14 protein-coding genes are annotated in these 19,812 nt (G+C 61.5%); 2 read left to right on the top strand and 12 right to left on the bottom strand.

What is annotated here, in order from left to right:
- Positions 1-148: 148 nt before the first annotated feature.
- The 6 genes from H040_RS24230 to H040_RS24205 form a co-directional block, all read right to left on the bottom strand.
- Complete coding sequence (locus tag H040_RS24230; protein ID WP_027918988.1) at positions 149-1,477, bottom strand: sigma-54-dependent transcriptional regulator; 1,329 nt, start codon at positions 1,475-1,477, stop codon at positions 149-151.
- Complete coding sequence (locus tag H040_RS24225) at positions 1,474-3,378, bottom strand: sensor histidine kinase (protein WP_027918987.1); 1,905 nt, start codon at positions 3,376-3,378, stop codon at positions 1,474-1,476. The genes H040_RS24230 and H040_RS24225 overlap by 4 nt, the downstream gene beginning before the upstream one ends.
- A gap of 69 nt (positions 3,379-3,447) precedes the next feature.
- The gene (locus H040_RS24220; protein ID WP_027918986.1) at positions 3,448-4,182 is read right to left on the bottom strand and encodes an amino acid ABC transporter ATP-binding protein; all 735 of its coding nucleotides are present in this window, start codon (positions 4,180-4,182) and stop codon (positions 3,448-3,450) included.
- Positions 4,179-4,850, bottom strand: coding sequence for an amino acid ABC transporter permease (locus H040_RS24215; protein ID WP_027918985.1), 672 nt, complete (start codon positions 4,848-4,850; stop codon positions 4,179-4,181). The genes H040_RS24220 and H040_RS24215 overlap by 4 nt, the downstream gene beginning before the upstream one ends.
- The gene (locus tag H040_RS24210; protein ID WP_027918984.1) at positions 4,851-5,597 is read right to left on the bottom strand and encodes an amino acid ABC transporter permease; all 747 of its coding nucleotides are present in this window, start codon (positions 5,595-5,597) and stop codon (positions 4,851-4,853) included.
- 146 nt (positions 5,598-5,743) lie between these two features.
- Positions 5,744-6,661 carry a glutamate/aspartate ABC transporter substrate-binding protein gene (locus H040_RS24205; protein ID WP_027918983.1) on the bottom strand — a complete coding sequence of 306 codons (918 nt, stop codon included), beginning with the start codon at positions 6,659-6,661 and terminating at the stop codon, positions 5,744-5,746.
- A 339-nt stretch (positions 6,662-7,000) separates the two neighbouring features.
- On the opposite strand from H040_RS24205, the gene H040_RS24200 reads away from it, so the two are divergent.
- Positions 7,001-11,380: an NEL-type E3 ubiquitin ligase domain-containing protein gene (locus H040_RS24200; protein WP_027918982.1), complete on the top strand. Its 4,380-nt coding sequence runs from the start codon at positions 7,001-7,003 to the stop codon at positions 11,378-11,380.
- A 58-nt stretch (positions 11,381-11,438) separates the two neighbouring features.
- On the opposite strand, the gene glpD is transcribed toward H040_RS24200, so the two are convergent.
- From glpD to H040_RS24180, 4 genes are all read right to left on the bottom strand, one after another.
- Positions 11,439-12,971, bottom strand: coding sequence for a glycerol-3-phosphate dehydrogenase (gene glpD / locus H040_RS24195; protein WP_027918981.1), 1,533 nt, complete (start codon positions 12,969-12,971; stop codon positions 11,439-11,441).
- Positions 12,972-13,412: 441 nt separating this feature from the next.
- On the bottom strand, positions 13,413-14,168 hold the full coding sequence (gene glpR, locus H040_RS24190; RefSeq protein WP_027918980.1) for a DNA-binding transcriptional repressor GlpR: 756 nt from the start codon (positions 14,166-14,168) through the stop codon (positions 13,413-13,415).
- Positions 14,169-14,404: 236 nt separating this feature from the next.
- Positions 14,405-15,904, bottom strand: a complete 1,500-nt coding sequence (gene glpK / locus H040_RS24185) for a glycerol kinase GlpK (RefSeq protein ID WP_027918979.1) — start codon at positions 15,902-15,904, stop codon at positions 14,405-14,407.
- A gap of 41 nt (positions 15,905-15,945) precedes the next feature.
- The gene (locus H040_RS24180; protein WP_027918978.1) at positions 15,946-16,797 is read right to left on the bottom strand and encodes an MIP/aquaporin family protein; all 852 of its coding nucleotides are present in this window, start codon (positions 16,795-16,797) and stop codon (positions 15,946-15,948) included.
- Between the two features lie 303 nt (positions 16,798-17,100).
- On the opposite strand from H040_RS24180, the gene ybaK reads away from it, so the two are divergent.
- On the top strand, positions 17,101-17,571 hold the full coding sequence (gene ybaK / locus H040_RS24175; protein WP_027918977.1) for a Cys-tRNA(Pro) deacylase: 471 nt from the start codon (positions 17,101-17,103) through the stop codon (positions 17,569-17,571).
- A gap of 124 nt (positions 17,572-17,695) precedes the next feature.
- On the opposite strand, the gene H040_RS24170 is transcribed toward ybaK, so the two are convergent.
- Complete coding sequence (locus H040_RS24170) at positions 17,696-18,805, bottom strand: ABC transporter ATP-binding protein (protein ID WP_027918976.1); 1,110 nt, start codon at positions 18,803-18,805, stop codon at positions 17,696-17,698.
- A complete protein-coding gene (argF, locus tag H040_RS24165) occupies positions 18,802-19,722 on the bottom strand; it encodes an ornithine carbamoyltransferase (protein WP_027918975.1) in 921 nt (306 codons plus the stop codon). The genes H040_RS24170 and argF overlap by 4 nt, the downstream gene beginning before the upstream one ends.
- Positions 19,723-19,812: the final 90 nt, after the last annotated feature.

The raw sequence follows: 19,812 nt of genomic DNA, 5'->3' as shown, positions 1-19,812 counted from the left end.
CGGCAGGATGTCACCCATATCGCCGGGCTTTGAATCGGCGTCGCCTGCTTCGCGGGTAAACCCGCTCCCACAGGTGCTGTACAAGCCGCAGGCAAGGCACTAGCCCTGTGGGAGCGGGTTTACCCGCGAAGCAGGCGACGCTGCTCCATCAGCCGAGCCCATATTTCTTGACCTTGTCGAACAGCGTGGTCTTGGCCATCCCCAACTCTTGGCTGGCCTGGCTCAGGTTGCCACCGGTCCGCTGCAGGGCATCGCTGAGCAGGTTGCGCTCGAACGCTTCAACCGCCTCGGCAAATCCAACCCCCTGGCTGGCACCGCTGCTCGGCCCCTTCTTGAACGCTGGCAACCCCAAGGCATAACGCTCGGCCACATTACGCAGCTCGCGCACGTTGCCAGGCCAGTCGTGGGCCATAAGGCGCGACAAGGTCTGGCTGTCCAGCGTCGGCGCCTCGCGGTCGAAACGCAGCGCCGACTGCTGCAGGAAGTGCTCGAACAGTTGCAGGATGTCCTCGCGGCGTTCACGCAGAGGCGGTAGCTCAAGGGTCACCACGTTCAGGCGGTAATACAGGTCGCTGCGGAACTGCCCGGTCTGGCCGAGCGCGTCGAGGTCTGATTTGGTGGCTGCGATCACCCGGCAATCCACCGCGATGCTCTGGTTCGAGCCCAGGCGCTCCAAGGTGCGCTCCTGCAGCACGCGCAACAGCTTGATCTGCAGGTTGACCGGCATGCTTTCCACTTCGTCGAGGAACAGCGTGCCACCGTTGGCGTGTTCGATCTTGCCGATGCGGCGCTTGCCGGCACCGGTGAAGGCGTTGGCCTCGTGGCCGAAGATCTCGCTTTCGAACAGGTTTTCCGGCAGGCCACCACAGTTCAGCGCTACGAATGGTTGGCCCTGGCGTCGGCTGAAATCGTGAAGGCAGCGGGCGACCAGCTCCTTGCCGGTGCCGGTTTCACCTTCGATCAGCACGTTGGCCGAGGTATCGGCGACGTTGGCGATCAGCTCGCGCAGGTGTTCCATGGCTGGCGAGCGACCGATGATGCGCCCCTCCAGGCTGCTCTGCTCGGCCAGCTGCCGGCGCAGGGCCACCACTTCGCGAGACAGCCCACGTTGCTCCAGCGCACGGCGTACCACATCGACCAGGCGCTCGGGAGAGAAGGGCTTTTCCATGAAGTCGTAAGCGCCATTGCGCATGGCACCCACTGCCATGTCGATATCGCCGTGGCCGGTGATCAGCACCACCGGCAGGCTGCGGTCTCGGGCCTTCAGGCGGTTGAGCAGCTCCAGGCCATCGATGCCGGGCAGGCGGATATCGCTGACGACAATGCCGGCAAAATCATCGCCGATGCGCTCAAGGGCCTGTTCGGCACTGCCGACCCCCTCGCAGGCGATGTCTTCCAGGGCCAGCGCCTGCTGGCAGCCGAGCAGCACATGCGGGTCGTCTTCGACGATCAGAACGGTAAGTGGCGCTTGGTTCATGGTTGCTCTGCCGATTCGCTGGGGGGTGTGACCAGGGGGAGGGCGAGGACGAAGGCCGTGCCGCCTGTGGCGGGGTGCTCGACGTTCAGGCTGCCTTTGGCGGCGGCGGCAAGGCTTGCCGACAGGGTCAGCCCCAGGCCCAGGCCGTGTTCGCCCGGTTTGGTGGTGAAGAAGGGTTCGAACAGGTGCTTGCGGGTTTCGGCGTCGATGCCGTGGCCGTTGTCGCGCACCCGCAGGCGGTATTTATCACCCGACAGCTCACCTTCAAGCCACAGTTCGGGCAGCGGTTGGGTAGCCATGGCATCGAGCGCGTTACCGATCAGGTTGACCAGGATTTGTTCCAGGCGGGTCTGGTCGATGGCCAGTTGATGGTCTTCGAACTGGCTGTGCAGTTGCAGGTGGCAGCCGGAAATACGGTTGCTCAGCACCTGCAGGGACGCCTCCACGGCCTTGGCCAACGACGCCTGGCCGCTGTCGTCGCCACGCCGGGCGAATGAGCGCAGGCTGGCGGTGATGCGGCCCATGCGATCGATCAGGTCGTTCATGGTACGCAGGTTGGTGCTGGCGGTATCCAGCGCACCGCGTTCGAGGAAGCGCACGGTGTTGCCGGACAAGGTCCGCAGTGCCGCCAGGGGCTGGTTCAGCTCGTGGGCGATGCTGGTGGACATCTGCCCGATCGCTGCCAGCTTGCCGGCCTGGACCAGTTCGTCCTGGGCATGGCGCAAGGTCTGCTCGGCATGCCGGCGTTCACGAATCTGGCCCTTGAGCCGTTCGTTGCTGGCGCGCAGGTCGGCCGTGCGGTCGGCGATGCGCCGTTCCAGCTGGCTGTTGGCTTCTTCCAGTGCTTCGCGGGCGGCCAGACGCGTGGCAACGACCTTGCGCCGCTCGTTCCAGGCGATGCCGAGGATCGTCAGCAGGGCAAAGGCTACGCCGACCAGGATGCCCTGCACCATGGATTCGCGGCGCAGGTCCTGTAGCGGGGTGAGCAGGGTAAAGTGCCAAGGCGTGTCGGCCAGGCGCCGGGTCTGCGCCAGGTAGCTCACTTCGTGGGGCTTGCCCTGGGCGGTTTCGACGTTGGCCGGGAAGGTTAGTTTTTCCACGCCATCGGCCAGGGTTTCCCGCGCCAGCGGCTGCAACTCGTTCAGCGGCCACCAATAGTACTGCAGGCTGCGCGCCAGCCGTTCTTTGATCTGTGGGGTCAGCGGGCGCACTGATTTCAGGCGACGCGCCGGGTCGCTGGAAAGGATGATGATGCCATTCTCGTCGCTGACGAAGGCTTCCAGGCGGGCGCGCTGCCAGCGCTCTTCGAGGGTATCCAGGCGCACCTTGATCACCGCCACGCCGATGATCTTGCCGTGCTCTTCAAGGCCATGGGCGAGGTAGTAGCCCGCCTCGCCGGTGGTGCTGCCGATGCCGTAGAACCGGCCCGGCTCGCCGCGCACGGCACTCTGGAAATAGGCACGGAACGACAGGTCCTCACCGAGGAACGAGTCGGCATCGCGCCAATTGCTGCTGGCCTGTACTCGGCCGTTGGTGTCGAGGACGAAGATCGCCCGGCTACGGCTGCGCCGGTTCAGGCCCTCGAGGTATTCGTTGACGGCTTGCCGGTTGGCGCCATCAGGGTCGGTGAGCAGCTGCGAGACGCTGTCTTCCAGTTCCAGCAGGCTCGGCAGGTAGGTGTACTTGCTGATTTCGCTTTCGACCGTGCGCGCATGCAGTTCGAGCGCGCGCTCGCCGTTTTCGCTGAGCGTACGAATGCCGTTGCTCTCGCTGATCAGGAAGCCGGCCAGGCCCAGGCCGACCATCAGCAGGATGATCAGAGGCGGCAGCAGCAGTTGACGAATCAGGCGGGATTTCACGGCGGGCTTGGCAGGGCGAAGTAGCGAGGGATCGCATTTCATCACAGTGGCCTTGTCACGACCAGCATCCGCTGCCCGGAGAGTCCCGGAGCAGCGGAAACGGTGGCCGACTTAGTGTTGCAGGATCTTGCTGAGGAAGTGCTGCGTGCGTTGGTCACGGGCACCCTGGTCGCCGAAGAACTCTTCCTTGGTGCAGTCTTCGATGATGCTGCCCTTGTCCATGAAAATGACTCGGTTGGCGACCTTGCGGGCGAAGCCCATTTCGTGGGTCACGCACATCATGGTCATGCCTTCGTTGGCCAGTTGCACCATCACATCCAGTACTTCGCTGACCATTTCCGGGTCCAGTGCCGAGGTCGGTTCGTCGAACAGCATGACGATCGGGTCCATGGCCAGCGCGCGGGCGATCGCCACGCGCTGCTGCTGGCCGCCGGAGAGCTGCCCGGGGTGCTTCTTGGCGTGCGCACTGAGGCCGACACGCTCGAGCAGGGCCAGGCCTTTCTTGGTGGCTTCTGCCTCGCTGCGGCCGAGCACCTTGCGCTGGGCGATGGTCAGGTTCTCGGTGATGGTCAGGTGCGGGAACAGCTCGAAATGCTGGAACACCATGCCCACCCGCGAACGCAGCTTGGGCAGGTTGGTCTTGGGGTCGGCGATCGAAGTGCCATCGACCACGATGTCGCCTTTCTGGAACGGCTCCAGCGCGTTGACGCACTTGATCAGGGTGGATTTGCCCGAGCCCGATGGGCCGCACACCACCACCACTTCACCTTTCTTGACCTCGGTGCTGCAGTCGGTCAATACCTGGAAGTCGCCGTACCACTTGTTGACGTTCTTGATGGAAATCATACGGTGATCCTTTTTTGCAGGCGCTTGACCAGCCACGAAGCGGAGAAGCTGATGAGGAAGTAGACGACCCCGGCGAAGATCAGGAACTCGTGGGAGCGCCCGATGATGTCGCCGTTGGAGCGTGCCGAGTTGAGGAAGTCCACCAGGCCCACGGTGTACACCAGGGAGGTGTCCTGGAACAGGATGATGCTTTGCTGCAGCAGCAGCGGGGTCATCTTGCGGAAGGCCTGGGGCAGGATGATCAGGCGCATGGTCTGGCCGTAGTTCATGCCCAGGGCCTGGGCGGCGCCCATCTGGCCCTTGGAGATCGACTGCACGCCGGCACGGACGATTTCGCAGAAGTAGGCGGCCTCGAACATCATGAACGCCACCACGCACGAGGTGAAGGCACCCACCGGGGTGTCCTCGCCGGTGATCCAGCGCAGCACGAACGGCACCGCCAGGTAGAACCAGGTAATGACCAGCAGCAGCGGGATCGAGCGGAAGTAGTTGACGTACGCGCCGGCCACACGTGACAGCAGCTTGCTCGACGACAGGCGCATCAGTGCGAGGATGGTACCCAGCACGATGCCACCGACCACGCCCATGACCATCAGTTGCAGGGTCATGATCATGCCATCCCACAGGGCAGGCAGGGCCGGGATGATTTCGCTGAAGTCCATGTCCATTTACTTGCCCCCCACGGAGATCAGGCCAGGCACGGCGACTTTCTTCTCGACCATGCGCATCAGCAGCATCAGGCCCATGTTGAGGGTGAAGTAGATCAGCGTGGCCAACGTGAAGGCCTCGAACAGGTTGGCCGAGAATTCGGCGGTCTGCTTGGTCTGTGCCAGCAGCTCCATCAGGCCGATCAGCGAGGCCACCGAGGAGTTCTTGAACACGTTCAGGAATTCCGAGGTAAGTGGCGGGATGATGATCCGGTAAGCTTGCGGCAGCAGTACGTTGTTGTAGATCTGCGGCAGGCTGAAGCCCATGGCGCGGGCGGCGGCTTCCTGGCCGCGAGGCAGCGCCTGAATGCCGGTGCGCACCTGCTCGCAGACGCGGGCGGCGGTGAACAGGCCCAGGCAGATCACCACGCTGATCAACGCCGAGGTGGTCGGGTTGAGGTCCTGCTTGAACCATTCCTGCAAGCCTTCGGGCAGCAGGTCCGGCACCAGGAAGTACCAGATGAACAGCTGCACCAGCAGCGGCACGTTGCGGAACAGCTCCACGTAGGCGGTGGCGATGCCCGATACCAGACGGTTCGGTACGGTACGCATGACGCCGAGGATCGACCCCAGCAGCAATGCGATGATCCAGGCGGTGATCGAGATGGCGATGGTCCAGCCCAGACCGGTGATGTACCAGTCCAGATAAGTCTCGCTTCCCACGCCGGTGGACTTGAAGAACACGCCCCAGTCCCAGTTGTAATTCATCGGGATTTCCCCTCAGACGGTTGTTTCACGGGCACCTTCGAGCATCCAAGGGCGATGAACGCCCTCGGATGAAAGGGTAGACACTAAAGCGTGGCCTGTGGGTCCAATCGCGTGCGGATGCGCACCAGGCCACTATTGGCTGAGGATCAGGACTTTTTCTCGTCCGCGGCCTTGTCGGTCGGCTCGGCGATCAGTTTCTTCAGCTCGTCGCTCATCTGGAAGTTCAGATTGAGGCCTTTTGGCGGGATCGGCTGGGTGAACCACTTGTCGTAGCTCTTGTTGACTTCGCCCGACTTGAAGTAGCCAATGATGGCGTCATCGACCGCTTTCTTGAATGCCGCGTCATCCTTGCGCACCATGCAGCCGTAGATTTCGTATGACTGTGGAGTGCCGGTGATGACCCAGTCGTTAGGATTGCGGGCCTTGGCCATTTCGCCGGCAAGCAGGGCGTCGTCCATCATGAAGGCTACGGCGCGGCCGCTTTCGAGCATGTTGAAGGCTTCACCGTGGTCCTTGGCGGAAATCACGTTCATCTTCATCTGCTTGTCGGCGTTCATCGCCTTGAGGATGCGCTCGGAGGTGGTGCCGGCGGTGGTTACCACGTTCTTGCCAGCCAGGTCCGGGAAGTCCTTGTAGGCAGGCTGACCGTCCTTGACCTTGGTCAGCAGGCGGGTACCGACTTCAAAGATACCGACCGAGAAGCCGACTTGCTGTTGGCGCTCGACGTTGTTGGTAGTGGAGCCGCACTCCAGGTCCACGGTGCCGTTCTGCACCAGCGGGATGCGGGTCTGGGAGGTGACCAGGTTGTACTTGACCTTGATGTCGGTGCCCAGTTGCTTCTTGAGGGCGTCGACTACGGCCAGCTGGATGTCGTGGGAGTAGCCCACAGGTTCCGGCTTGCCTGCCAGGTAGGAAAATGGAATGGAGGAGTCGCGGTGCCCCAGGGTGATGGTGCCCGAGTCCTTGATCTTCTTCAGGGTGCCGGTCAGCTCCTCGGCCATGGCGGGCGAAGCGATGACAGCGGCCGCGATGGCGGCGCCCAGCAATTGACGAACGATACGCATCAAATTTTCCTCGACGTGTTTGTTTTTTTTATGGAGCCGTTGGCGGACTCTTTCGTTCAACGAATACAGCATGAAGCGGTGCATTCGGCTTCCAAGTGTAGAGCATGAGTCGTGCCAAGCTCTGATTCTGATCATAACGCCCCGTAGAAGCTGGCGATCAATAGTTTAGCGGTTGTCATGTAACAGATTTTTGTCCGAATCTCCGAATGAATCGCTGTCAATTCGTTCGGTAATCCGAACGAATCTTCTCGAGCAAAATGCTAGTGCTATTTAATTAATACTTAGTTGAGGTCCGTATCAGGCTTCTTGGTCGCTTCTCAAGAAATAGAGAGGCAACCCATGACCGATTCCCCTGAACACGACCTGCCACCCGACTCGATAGACGCCTTGATCGCCAAGCAGATGCCTGAATGGCTCAAGAATGCATCGGGCGAGGCACGAAAGGCACTTCACCTTTCCTTGATTCAGCAGCAGCAAAGTGCCGAGCACTTGAAGCGGCTGTTGAGCGGGATTCCTGACCTGATAGCGTTTTGCGCTCCGCAGCTGGAAGAGGCGCTGTACAAGGAGCACAACATCCATGTCGATGTACGAACGGCGCAGTTGTGTACCGTGGTGCGCAGGTCCTATCCCAGCATATTTCCGCTGCCGCCCATCGAGAGGACGGTGCGTACAAACGCCATACCGCTGCTGTCGGCGGCGATGCACAACTTTGCCGAGGACGAAATCGTAACCAGGCCACGTATCCGTCGACAGCTGGAGGCCCCCTCGGGCGCGAAGCTGCCCATTTCGTTTGTGCTTTTTGCAAAGCTCTGCCATGCGCTGGACCTGGGCGGCCGTTATCAAAGCCTGCTGCGCCAGCATCTGCTGCCAGCTGACAAGGCGGGTGACCCGCCAGGCCATGCCCGACGAGAAGTCGAGGCCGTGTTTGAAGAAGCACAGCGCACGGCCCTGGAGGCGGCAGTGCGTGTTGCCTTTGTCAGGGCCGACATCGATGAGCGCAGTTATTTGCAGATGCTCAGGGTCATTGCGACAAAGCCGACCGTGCCGGCCGATACGACGCTGCTTGCCTGCAGGGAGCTGTTCCTGCTGGGCAAGTGCATCCAGGGTGTGGTGGTGGTCGAGTGGCGTGAGCAGGGTGGCACCAACCCCGCCGGTCTTATCGTCTGGATTCCGGGCGACGCTGACCGGCCTGTTCGCCAGCATGCCTCCTGGGCCGCGCTCTATGAGGATTTGGGGCTGCGCTTGCGCGAACCAAGCTATGCAACATTCTTCATGCGGTTTATAGGTGAGCGCGAGCGTATGGCCTTCAGCAGCACACTCGAGCGTCTGCTGGCCAAAGCCGCGACAGGCGCAGCGCTTGAACTCGACGGGCGTCATTTTGCGTTGGACAAACCGTTGTTCGCCCATCTGCGTTCGCAGCACATCGACAAGATTCTCGACGACGCCAGGGTGCTGGCGGTACCTAGCAAAGATGAAGATGCCGCCTCGCGCAGCCGGCGCCTCGCAAACTATGAAAATGCTGGCTTGACGCTGCTGGGCCTGGCTGGGCTGTTCATACCCGTCCTGGGTGAGCTGATGCTGGGTGTTGCTGCGCTTCAGATCGCCGACGAAGTCTATGAAGGCTATCAGGATTGGCAGTTGGGGGACCGCGAGGCTGCCCTGGGGCATGTATTCGCGATTGCGGAAAACCTGGCGGTGGGCGCGGCAGTGGGGGCAGGGGCAGCCATCGTGAAAAAGCTGACTCCCGTGCTGCTCGACGCTGGGCGGTTGAGGCTCTGCTCCCTGGACATGGCGCCGTACCAGATCGAACAACCGCCTGGCGTGTCGGTGGTGCAAGGCGAGGGTTACCTTGGGCGTACTCAAGTGCAGTTTCACGAAGGCACTTTCCAGATCGCGCGTTCGCAGGATGGCAAGGACCTGGTCATCCGTCATCCAACGCGTGAGCAGGCATACCGACCGTTGCTGCGGCGCAACGGCAGCGGTGCGTGGCGACATGCGCTGGAGCTGCCTCAGGAGTGGGTGGGGGAGCTGCAACTCTTGCGTCGTCTGGCAGCGGCATTTTTTGAAATGACACCAGAAGAAGCGACTGCCGTGCTGGACTGCACCGGTTTCGACGAGGCGCGGCTACGTCAGTTGCATGTGGAGAATGCCCCGGCGCCTGCACGGTTGCGGGATGCTTTCGACCGCTACCGCCTGCATGTCCTGCACCCAGCCATGGAGGCAGAGGCCTTTGAATTGTTGGTCGCTGCAGCCCAGGAAAGGGAAGAAGTAGAGGATGCGTTGATACGGCGAACGTTCCCCGGGCTTTCGGTCAGAGGGGCGAAGGAGATACGCCAGCAGGTCGACAATCAACTCCTCGAACAACTGCGTTCGAGTGGACGGGTACCATTGGCAATGGCTGAACGAATCCGTTGGTACCTGCGTGATAGTCGGCTGGATCGTGCCTGCGCCGGTTTGCGTCAATGGCAGGCAGTCAATGGCGATACTGAAAGGCTGGCGATCGGTTTGATTCATGAGCTTGCGCCTTGGCCCGAGGCGTTGCGTGTCGAGCTGCGTGAGGGCTCGGCACAAGGTGCCCTGCTGGCGCAGGCGGGCGCAGAGGCAGCGCAGGAGGTGATAGGCATCGTGCGAGGCGAGCATACCTACAGCATCCATGATCAGGCAGTACATCCTCGTACCCCCGCAGGCCCTACCTACAGCCTGATGCACGCGCTGCTGTTGTGCATGGACGACCAGCAGAAGATCATCCTGGGCAATGCGATGCTCGGCGAGCAGCAACTGGTCGATCGGCTGGCAGGCCACGTGCGGGGGCACCGGGACCTGGCATCAAGGCTCATAGGCCAGGTGCCGATCTCCGGTGGTGTCCGTCCGCCCCTGCGCTTTGCCGATGGTCGTCTTGGCTACCCGCTCAGTGGCCGGGGGGAAAGCCGTGGGCAGGCGGCCAGGCGCGGCATTCTGCAGGTTTACCCAACGCTGGACGATGCACAATTGCAGCAGTACATGCTCAACTTGATTGCTGAGCAGGTTGACCCGTGGTCACATTACGAAGCGCTGTATCAGCAATGGATGACCTTGCGGTCGTCATTGGCGAGCTGGCGAGCCGAGTATGCAAACCTTTTGGATTTACTGAGGCGTAGCAGGGTGGCAAACGCGCTCCGACGTTGTTGGCGCCGCAAGTTGCGGCGACGCACAGACGGTAGCTACGCACTGGAAATCAGCGGCGAGCGCGTGGGCAGCTTACCCCAGTTGCCTGGAGGCATCACCTTCGCGCATGTGACACGCCTGGTGCTGCGCGACATGGATCTGCAGCGTGTCGATGCCGACTTCCTGGGGCGTTTCCCGAAACTTATGGAGCTTGACCTGCGCAGCAATCGACTGTCGTCCATCCCGCAAGGTCTGGAGCAACTGACCGAACTGCGCCTACTGCGGCTGGACAACAATCAGATCGCCCTGACGCCGGCGGACAGCCAACGCATCAATACGCTGCTCAATCTGGAAAGGATTGAACTCAATTACAACCCGTTGGGTAACCCTCCCGAGGTGAGGCGCTTGTTGAACGTGCGCCAGCTGGGGATGCGTGGGGCAGGCATCGAGCAATTGCCCGAGAATATTCAACAATTGCCCTGGCGGGGGATCGTCGATTTGCGGCAAAACCGCATTCAGCAAGTCAATAGCGACCTTCTAGGGCTGAGGGTTCGCTTGCAGCAGATGGCGTTGCACGATAACCCCTTGGATGAAGCCAGCGAGGCATTGCTGAATGAGCAGCCGGGGCCATCGAATGCTTCTGCCCACGGTGTCCGACACAGTCCTTTCTATCGGCATCATCTTGTTCTGCAAGCCGAGTTGGAGGAATGGTTGACGGGCACCAAAGGAGCCTTGCGCGCCGAACGCGAAATGCTGTGGAGCAACGTGCGCAGTGAGGCGGGTTCGGATGACTTCTTCAACTTCCTGCGTGACTTCGTACGGTTGCCGGATTACTTGAAACATCCGACGTACTACCGGGCCAGGGTGTGGAACATTATCGAGGCGTGCGAGCAGAACAGCGAGTTGCGCGAGCTTTTATTCGAGCAGGCGGGCGGTATAGCCAGCTGCGAGGACAGGTTGCTGTGGTTGTTCAGCCAGATGGAGACGCGTGTGCTGGTTCACCGACAGACGACGGGCCTTACACAGATGCAGAGTGAGGTCGCTTTGATGAGGCTTGGACGTTCGCTGTTTCGCTTGCAACAGGTGGACAGGATTGCCGCACGCAAGCTGGCGTGGCTCAGGGAAGTGAACGCGAATGTACCCAGCAACCTGGAGCGGATCGACGATATCGAAACCTATCTGGCATACCGGGTGAGACTGGCCGGGCCGCTGCAACTGCCGGCTCAACCTGTTCGTATGCATTACGAGCAGGAATCTTTCGTCACGGCGCAGGACATCAACAGTGCCCGGGTTGAGATCCTGTCTTCCGAGTCCACCGAGCAACTGGCGCAATCTCTGGCAGATCAGATGTTCTGGCAGGATTACCTGCGCCAGACTTACTTCATGCGATTCAGGGCGTTGGTAGATGCTCAACGGCCGGCAATGGAGCAGTACGAATCACAAGTAGAGAGCGGCGAGATAGACGAGCAGACGTATATTGAGCGGTCCAACGCATTGAAATCGAATCTGGAAACGCAGGAAACAGCGCTCATCAAGCGCTTGACCGCAGAGGCTTACTCACGTTGGCCCTTGTAGCGCTGTGACGCATTGATGCGGCGCTTCGTTGATGGCGAAGCGCTGCACCAAGATGCCTTCAGGCCGCTTGAACGCCTTGTCGTTCTACCTCTTTCAGGTACCCCGCCAGGGCTTGTTGCTCAGCCGCCGTGGTGAACAGGCCCAACTTGGTGCGGCGCCACAGAATGTCGTCGGCCGTCAGCGCCCATTCTTCGTTGCACAGGTAATCCACCTCACGTGCGAACAGGCCACCACCGATTGCCTGGCCAAGGTCGGCCGGCCCTTGAACACCCTCCAGCAGCTGCCATGTGCGGCTGCCGTAGGTGGTTGCCCAGCGCTTGGCAATGTCTGCAGACAACCACTCATGGCGTTTGAGCAAGCCATCCACCAGAGTTTGTGCGTCGCTCATGTTCTCGCCACCCGGAAGAGGGCTTTCAGCCGTCCAGCTGCCGTGCATCTGGTTGAAGAAGGGTTTGAGCTCGCCCATCGCTGATTCAGCCAGCTTGCGGTAAGTGGTGAGCTTGCCACCGAACACAGAGAGCAATGGCGCCTGACCATCGCCTGCGGACAGTGCCAAGGTGTAGTCGCGAGTCACGGCCGACGGGTTGTCCGATTCGTCATTGCACAGCGGGCGAACGCCGGAATACGTGTGCAGGATGTCGGCACGGCTGAGCTGGTGGTTGAAGTGCTGGTTGACCACCTTGAGCAGATAGTCGGTTTCGCCTTCGGTAATGTTTACTTGCGCCGGATCGCCGCTGTATTCACGGTCGGTGGTGCCGATCAGGGTGAAACGTTCCAGATACGGGATGCAGAACACGATGCGCTGGTCTTCATTCTGCAGGATGTAGGCATGCTCGCCTTCGTACAGGCGCGGCACAATGATGTGGCTGCCCTGGATCAGCCGGATGCCGTAGGGGGCGTTCAGCTTGAGATCGTCCTTGATGAAGCTGGCTACCCAAGGGCCGGCAGCATTGACCAGGGCGCGGGCACGAATCGTCTGCAGGCGGCCGTCGGCATGCTGCAGTTCGACCTGCCATACGCCGTCAACGCGCTCGGCGCGCAGGCAGCGGGTTCGAGTGACGATATCCGCACCGTTCTCACGGGCGGCCATGGCATTGAGCACCACCAGGCGGGCGTCGTCCACGGCGCAGTCAGCATATTCGAAACCGCGGGTGATCGCCGGCTTGAGTGGGTAGCCCGGGCCAAAACGCAGGCTGCGGGAGGCGCCCAGGCGCTTGCGCTTGCCCAGGTGATCGTAGAGGAACAGGCCGGCACGGATCATCCACGCTGGGCGCAGGTGCGGGCGGTGCGGCAGCACAAAACGCATCGGCTTGACGATGTGCGGTGCCTTGGCCAGCAGTACTTCGCGCTCGGCCAGCGCCTCACGCACCAGGCGGAACTCGTAGTGCTCAAGGTAGCGCAGGCCGCCGTGGATCAGTTTGCTGCTGGCTGAGGAGGTATGCTGGGCCAGGTCGTCCTTCTCGCAGAGAAAGACCTTCAGGCCGCGGCCGGCGGCGTCGGCAGCGATGCCCACGCCATTGATGCCACCGCCGATCACGGCAAGGTCATAGCAGTCGGCGAGTGATGGCTGGGACGGAACGGGCTGGGACACGGGCAAGGCCTCCTGGGGGCTGTTCACATCGAATATGAACATCTATGTTCGTTTCCGAAAATACTAGCGCAACAGAAAGCCGGTCGCCAGTCAGTCTTTATAGAAAAAACTGATCAGATGACAAAGAAATGAACATTTACGAATATTCTGGGTGATCAGTTTGCGCCTTTTGGCGCCTGTGAGATCGAGCGCCGCCCGCGCGGCGCATCGCGGATGAATCCGCTCCTACATCCGTTTCGGGCCAGTTCAGCCTGTGAGATCACCTTTGCCCGCCTCGTTTGTTCCCTACAATTTCGAGGTGGGCGGCAAGGCGGGCAGCCCATCTGGCGCAGGACAGACTGGCCAGAAACAGATGTAGGAGCGGATTCATCCGCGATGCGCCGCGCGGGCGGCGCTCGATCTCACAGGCGCGAAAAGGCTCACGTCATGCCCCCAGAGCCCTCACACAACCTCAAGGCGGATCTTGTACTGGTTCAGCAGCTGAGTGAGGGCGGGCGTCGGCGCCTGATCGGTCACCAGGCAGTCGACCAGGCTGATCGAGCCCAAGCGCACCATGGCATTGCGCCCGAACTTGCTGGAGTCGGCGGCGAGGATGACTTGCCGGGCGTTGGCGATGATCGCCTGGGACACCCGCACCTCCTGGTAATCGAAGTCGAGCAGGCTGCCGTCTTCGTCGATACCGCTGATGCCGACCAAGGCGAAGTCGACCTTGAACTGGTGGATGAAGTCGACGCTGGCCTGGCCGACCACGCCGCCATCGCGGCGTACCGTGCCACCTGCCACCAACACCTCGAAGTCATCCTTGGCCGCAAGAATCGCCGCCACGTGCAGGTTGTTGGTGATGACCTTCAAGTGGTTGTGGTTGAGCAACGCCCGGGCAATCGATTCGGTGGTGGTGCCGATGTTGATGAACAGCGACGCATGGTCGGGAATCTGCTTGGCCACGGCTTCAGCGATGCGCTGTTTTTCATCGCGCATCTGGTCGGCGCGCATGGCATAGGCGGTGTTCTCGATGCTCGAATCATAGGCGGCACCACCGTGGTAGCGGCGCAGCAAGTTGAGCTCGGCCAGTTGGTTGATGTCGCGCCGGATGGTTTGCGGTGTGACGACGAACAGCTGCGCCATTTCTTCGATACTGACGTAGCCGCGGTCGCGCACCAGCTCGAGGATTTGTTGTTGGCGTGGGGGCAGATTCATGGGCGGTCCTTTGGGGCTGCCGGACAAATTCTGCAATGATGCCGTAGGAAGGGGACTACGGCCAGTAGACGATGGGGATGTGACGCGCTGTTGGGGTGGAGCAGCCTTGTGTCGCGATAGGGCTGCGAAGCAGCCCCAAGGTTTCAGCGTCAAGGCACAAATTGCTGGGGCCGCTTCGCGACCTTATCGCGTCGCAAGGCCGCTCCCCCACTTGAAGCGTGGCTACCGAGGAAGGGTCAGACCTCGTGATCTTCCCAGTCACGGGTGCGGTCAACGGCCTTCTTCCAGCCGGCATACAGTTTCTCTTTCTGAGCCTCATCCAGCTGCGGGCTGAACTCGCGCTCGATGATCGCCTTGTCGCGCAGTTCTTCCAGGCCGCTCCAGAAGCCACAGGCCAGGCCTGCCAGGTAGGCTGCACCGAGGGCGGTGGTTTCGCGCATTTTCGGTCGCTCCACGCAGGTGCCGAGAATGTCGGCCTGGAACTGCATGAGGAAGTTGTTGGCCACCGCGCCACCGTCCACGCGCAGTTCCGACAGGCGTTCGCCGCAGTCCTGCTGCATGGCGTCAAGGACGTCGCGGGTCTGGTAGGCGATCGATTCCAGCGCAGCGCGAATGATGTGGTCGACCTTCACCCCACGGGTCAGGCCGAACAGCGCGCCACGGGCATACGGGTCCCAGTACGGGGCACCCAGGCCAGTGAAGGCCGGCACCAGGTATACACCGTTGCTGTCCTTGACCTTGCTGGCGAAGTACTCCGTGTCCAAGGCGTCATTGACGATCTTCAGCTCGTCACGCAGCCATTGTACGGTGGAGCCGCCGTTGAATACCGCGCCTTCCAGGGCATAGGCCACCTCGCCACGCGGGCCGCAGGCGATGGTGGTGAGCAGGCCGTGGGAGGACTTGACTGCCTTGTCGCCGGTATTCATCAGCAGGAAGCAGCCGGTGCCGTAGGTGTTCTTGGCCTGGCCCGGTTCCACGCACATCTGGCCGAACAGCGCCGACTGTTGGTCGCCGGCGATACCGGCGATGGCGATACCGCTTTTGGTGTGGCCGTACACTTCCGAGGAAGGACGCACCTCGGGCAGCATCTGCCGCGGGATGCCGAGGATTTCCAGCAGCTTGTCGTCCCACTGCAGGCTGTGGATGTTGAACATCAGCGTGCGCGAGGCGTTGGTGTAGTCGGTGACATGCACCTTGCCGCCGGAGAACTTCCAGATCAACCAGGTATCGATGGTGCCGAACAGCAGCTCGCCGCGCTCGGCGCGTTCGCGTGCGCCTTCGACATTATCGAGGATCCACTTCAGCTTGGTACCGGAGAAGTACGGGTCGGTAACCAGGCCGGTGGCTTCGCGAATGTACGCCTCATGCCCATCGCGCTTGAGCTGGGCGCAGATTTCGGTGCTGCGGCGGCACTGCCAGACGATTGCGTTGTACACCGGGCGGCCGGTTTCCTTGTCCCACACCACGGTGGTTTCACGCTGGTTGGTAATCCCCAGCGCAGCAACTTGCGCATGGCTGATACCGGCCTGGGCCAGGGCCTCGACCATGGTCGCGCTCTGGGTGGCGAAGATCTCCATCGGGTCGTGCTCGACCCAGCCAGCCTGTGGGTAGTGTTGGGCGAACTCGCGCTGCGAGGTACCTACCACATTGGCATCGCGGTCGAAGATGATCGCCCGCGAGCTGGTGGTGCCCTGGTCCAGGGCGATGATGTAGTTCTTATCCTGGGTGTCTGTCATGGTCGTAGGCCTTGCAAAAAGAGGAGTTCAGGGCGTCAGCATCAATTGGCTTGAGTATCGCCCTGGCGATTGTCGGTTGTCTCGGCGCTTGCGCTTTGCGCCGTCGGCAGGTTGCGGGCGATCAGGCCGCGATAGATCGCGGCACCCAGGCAAGCGCCGAGAACCGGTGCGAACACCGGAACCAGGAAATACGGAATGTCCCGACCGCCAGTGAAGGCGATTTCGCCCCAGCCAGCCAGGAAGGTCATCAATTTTGGCCCGAAGTCGCGGGCAGGGTTCATCGCGAAGCCGGTCAGCGGGCCCATGGCACTGCCAATAACGGCAATCAGCAGGCCGATCAGTAATGGTGCCATGGCGCCGCGTGGCAGGCCGTTGTTGTCATCGGTCAGGGCCATGATCACGGCCATCAGGATCGCGGTGATCACCACTTCGACCAGGAACGCCTGGCCAGTGGAAAGCGACGGGTGCGGATATGTCGAGAATACCGAGGCCAGCTCAAGGCTTTCGGTGCTGCCACGCAGCATGGCGTGGGCTTGTTCGTAATCGAAGAACAGGTTGCTGTACAGGGTGTAGACCAGCGCCGCGCCGCAAAAGGCGCCGCAGATCTGGGCCAGTGCGTAGAACGGCAGCTTGCGCTTGTCGAAGCCGGCGAACAGGGTGAGCGCGATACTCACGGCCGGGTTCAAGTGCGCACCGGAAATGCCTGCAGTGAGGTAGATCGCCATGCTTACACCGACGCCCCAGATGATGCTGATTTCCCATAGGCCGAAGCTGGCGCCAGCGACTTTGAGCGCGGCGACGCAACCGGTACCGAAGAAGATCAGCAAGGCGGTGCCGAGAAACTCGGCCAGGCATTGGCTGGACAGTGTGGGTTCGCGTAGAGCAGTCGTCATGTATGACCTCTTTGTTTTTGTTGTGAGGCGCGAAGCGCTCGACAGCAAAGCCTGATGTCTATCCCCATTGACCTCAGGCGGGTATTAAGAAGCGCACCTTTAAAGGGCACCATTTATTCAGAAACGAAAAAATATAGACAAGAAACGCTGATGTCAAAGGTCGAAAGTGAACGGGTAGTCACGTTTTGGACGCCTATTTCAAAGGCTGAACCCCGTAGTAGAGGGGCTACTTCAGGCATTGGCTGGCTGGGATGTGGGATTTGCCCTAAAGTAGCCGCGACCTGTCCCAGACTGGAGCACTGCATGACCCCCGCACTCGACCTGCTGAAGAAAGCCCGCGCCGAACATCGCGTGCACAGTTACGAACATGACCCCAAGTCGGCGTCATACGGGCTGGAGGCGGCGGAAAAGCTCGGGCTCGATCCGCAGCAGGTATTCAAGACCTTGCTGGCGAGCAGCGAAAAGGGCGAATTGCTGGTGGCGGTGGTGCCAGTGGTGGGGACGTTGGACCTCAAGGCCTTGGCTCATGCGGCTGGGGTCAAGAAATGTGAAATGGCTGACCCCACTGCGGCACAGCGAGCAACGGGCTATCTGGTGGGAGGTATCAGCCCGTTGGGGCAGAAGAAGCGCCTGCGTACGTTCATTGATGATTCGGCGCAAAATTTTGCAACCATCCATGTCAGCGCCGGGCGTCGGGGGCTGGAGGTTGAATTGGCGGCGGCGGTACTGGCCGAGCATACCCAGGGTAAGTTCGCCGGGATTGGCAGGGGGTGAGATTGCGGGGGCTGCTTTGCAGCCCTTTTGCGGCATACAGAGACAGTAATCCCCTGTAGGAGCGGCCTTGCCGGGGCGTCGGACCGGTCGGAAAGGGCCGCAAAGCGGCCCCAGCGTTCTGTCATCAGGTCGCCGAACTGTAGCGGCGAACCCCATTCTCCTGGCGCGACAACTGCGCCGAGACACTGCCTGGCACCGGAAACACCACCAGGTGGTCGGCCTTCACTGCAATCCCCACATCCTCACCGACCTGGTGGTCGATATGGCTCGGGAAGATCGCCTCGAGCTGGCTGCCAGTAGGCAGCTGCAAGCGGTACAGCGTCGACGCGCCAAGGAAGCTCTTGCCAACGATGTTCGCCTGCAGCGCGCTGCCCGGGGCCGGCACGATGTCATCAGGGCGCAGCAGCACATCCACCGAGCTGCCCGGTGCCATGGTATAGGCACGGTTGCCACGCAGCTCGCCGAGTTCTGTATTGACCGCTTCATGGCTGCTCATCTGGCCACGGATGAAGTAGCCTTGGCCGACGAAACTGGCCACGAATGGCGTCTGCGGTTCGTGATACAGGTTGTAGGGCGTGTCCCACTGCTCCAGCCGGCCTTCCTTGAACACACCGACGTGGTCGCTGACGGCAAACGCTTCTTCCTGGTCATGGGTGACCAGGATCGCGCTGGTGCCGCGGCTCTTGAGGATGTCCCGTACTTCGTGGCTCAGGCGCCGGCGCAGTTCCACATCGAGGTTGGAGAATGGCTCGTCGAGCAGCAGCAGCTGCGGCTCAGGTGCCAGTGCGCGGGCCAGGGCGACACGTTGTTGCTGGCCACCCGACAGCTCATGCGGGTAGCGCCCGCCGAGGCCGCCGAGCTTGACCAGTTCGAGCATTTCTTCGATCACCTGCGCCTGGTTCGGGTGCTTGCTGATGCCGAAGGCGATGTTCTGCGCCACGGTCAGGTGCGGGAACAGGGCGTAGTCCTGGAACACCATGCCGATCCGGCGTTTTTCCGGCGCCAGGGTGAAGCCCGCGCGGGAAATGACCTCGCCGGCCAGCTGGATCTCGCCTTCATGCACCGGCTCGAAGCCGGCGATGGCCCGCAGGGTGGTGGTCTTGCCGCAACCCGAGGAACCCAGCAGGCAACCGATGTCGCCTGCGTTCAGGTGCAGGTTGAGGTTCTGGACGATGCGCTGGTCGCCATAGCCACAGGCGAGGTTGCGCAGGTTGAGCAGTAGGGGTTGACTCATGCGTGGTGGTAAGCCGGTTCGACAAGGAATTCGAGAAGGGCCTTCTGTGCATGCAAGCGGTTTTCAGCCTGGTCCCAGGCGACCGAACGAGGGTCGTCGAGCAGGTCATGGCTGATTTCCTCACCACGGTGGGCGGGCAGGCAGTGCATGAACAGGGCGTCGGGTGCCGCCAGGTCGAGCAGTGCGCGGGTGACCTGGTAAGGCGCGAAATGCGCCAGGCGCCGAGCAGTTTCCTCTTCCTGGCCCATGGAAGTCCAGACATCCGTTGTCACCAGGTGCGCACCCCGTACGGCTTCCTGTGGATCACGGACGATTTGCACGTGCTCGCCACCCAGGGCCATGAAGCGTGGATCGGGCTCATAACCTTCGGGGCAGGCGATGCGCAGCTGGAAATCGAACTGCTTGGCCGCTTCGATGTACGAGTTGCACATGTTGAAGCCGTCGCCGATCCAGGCCACGGTCTTGCCCTGGATCGAGCCGCGGTGCTCGAGGAAAGTCTGCATGTCGGCCAGCAGCTGGCACGGGTGCGACTCGTCGGACAGGGCGTTGATCACCGGTACGCGGGATTTGGCGGCGAACTCGGTCAGGGTGCTGTGGGCGTGGGTACGGATCATCACCACGTCAAGCATGCTCGACAGAACGATGGCGCTGTCACCGATCGGCTCGCCACGGCCCAGCTGGGTGTCGCGTGGCGAAAGAAAGATGGCCTGGCCACCGAGCTGGATCATGCCGGCTTCGAACGAGACGCGGGTACGGGTCGAGGACTTCTCGAAGATCATGCCCAGCACACGGTTCTTCAGGGGTTCGAACAGCACGCCGCGCTTGCGCAGGTCCTTCAGCTCGATGCCTCGGCGGATCACACCGAGCAATTCGTCGGTGGTGAAATCCAGCAGGGAGAGAAAGTGCCTAGCGCTCATGATTGACTACCTTATCTGCAACGGTATGCAGGTCGACCGTATGGTTTTTTTTGACAACGGGAGTGACCTGCGGCGTAAGCCGCACGGGGC

Origin of the sequence: Pseudomonas sp. URMO17WK12:I7, from assembly GCF_003269045.1 — a bacterium.
Taxonomy (GTDB): domain Bacteria; phylum Pseudomonadota; class Gammaproteobacteria; order Pseudomonadales; family Pseudomonadaceae; genus Aquipseudomonas; species Aquipseudomonas putida_J.
Note: the sequence above shows the minus strand (reverse complement) of the source record. Positions and strands in the feature narration are given on the sequence as shown.

Coding starts and splice junctions, on each gene's coding strand:
- glpK (WP_027918979.1), bottom strand. CDS start 15,904: ATGACAGACACCCAGGATAAGAACTACATCATCGCCCTGGACCAGGGC.
- H040_RS24215 (WP_027918985.1), bottom strand. CDS start 4,850: ATGGACATGGACTTCAGCGAAATCATCCCGGCCCTGCCTGCCCTGTGG.
- H040_RS24220 (WP_027918986.1), bottom strand. CDS start 4,182: ATGATTTCCATCAAGAACGTCAACAAGTGGTACGGCGACTTCCAGGTA.
- H040_RS24170 (WP_027918976.1), bottom strand. CDS start 18,805: ATGAGTCAACCCCTACTGCTCAACCTGCGCAACCTCGCCTGTGGCTAT.
- H040_RS24200 (WP_027918982.1), top strand. CDS start 7,001: ATGACCGATTCCCCTGAACACGACCTGCCACCCGACTCGATAGACGCC.
- glpR (WP_027918980.1), bottom strand. CDS start 14,168: ATGAATCTGCCCCCACGCCAACAACAAATCCTCGAGCTGGTGCGCGAC.
- ybaK (WP_027918977.1), top strand. CDS start 17,101: ATGACCCCCGCACTCGACCTGCTGAAGAAAGCCCGCGCCGAACATCGC.
- H040_RS24225 (WP_027918987.1), bottom strand. CDS start 3,378: ATGAAATGCGATCCCTCGCTACTTCGCCCTGCCAAGCCCGCCGTGAAA.
- H040_RS24230 (WP_027918988.1), bottom strand. CDS start 1,477: ATGAACCAAGCGCCACTTACCGTTCTGATCGTCGAAGACGACCCGCAT.
- H040_RS24180 (WP_027918978.1), bottom strand. CDS start 16,797: ATGACGACTGCTCTACGCGAACCCACACTGTCCAGCCAATGCCTGGCC.
- H040_RS24210 (WP_027918984.1), bottom strand. CDS start 5,597: ATGAATTACAACTGGGACTGGGGCGTGTTCTTCAAGTCCACCGGCGTG.
- H040_RS24205 (WP_027918983.1), bottom strand. CDS start 6,661: ATGCGTATCGTTCGTCAATTGCTGGGCGCCGCCATCGCGGCCGCTGTC.
- argF (WP_027918975.1), bottom strand. CDS start 19,722: ATGAGCGCTAGGCACTTTCTCTCCCTGCTGGATTTCACCACCGACGAA.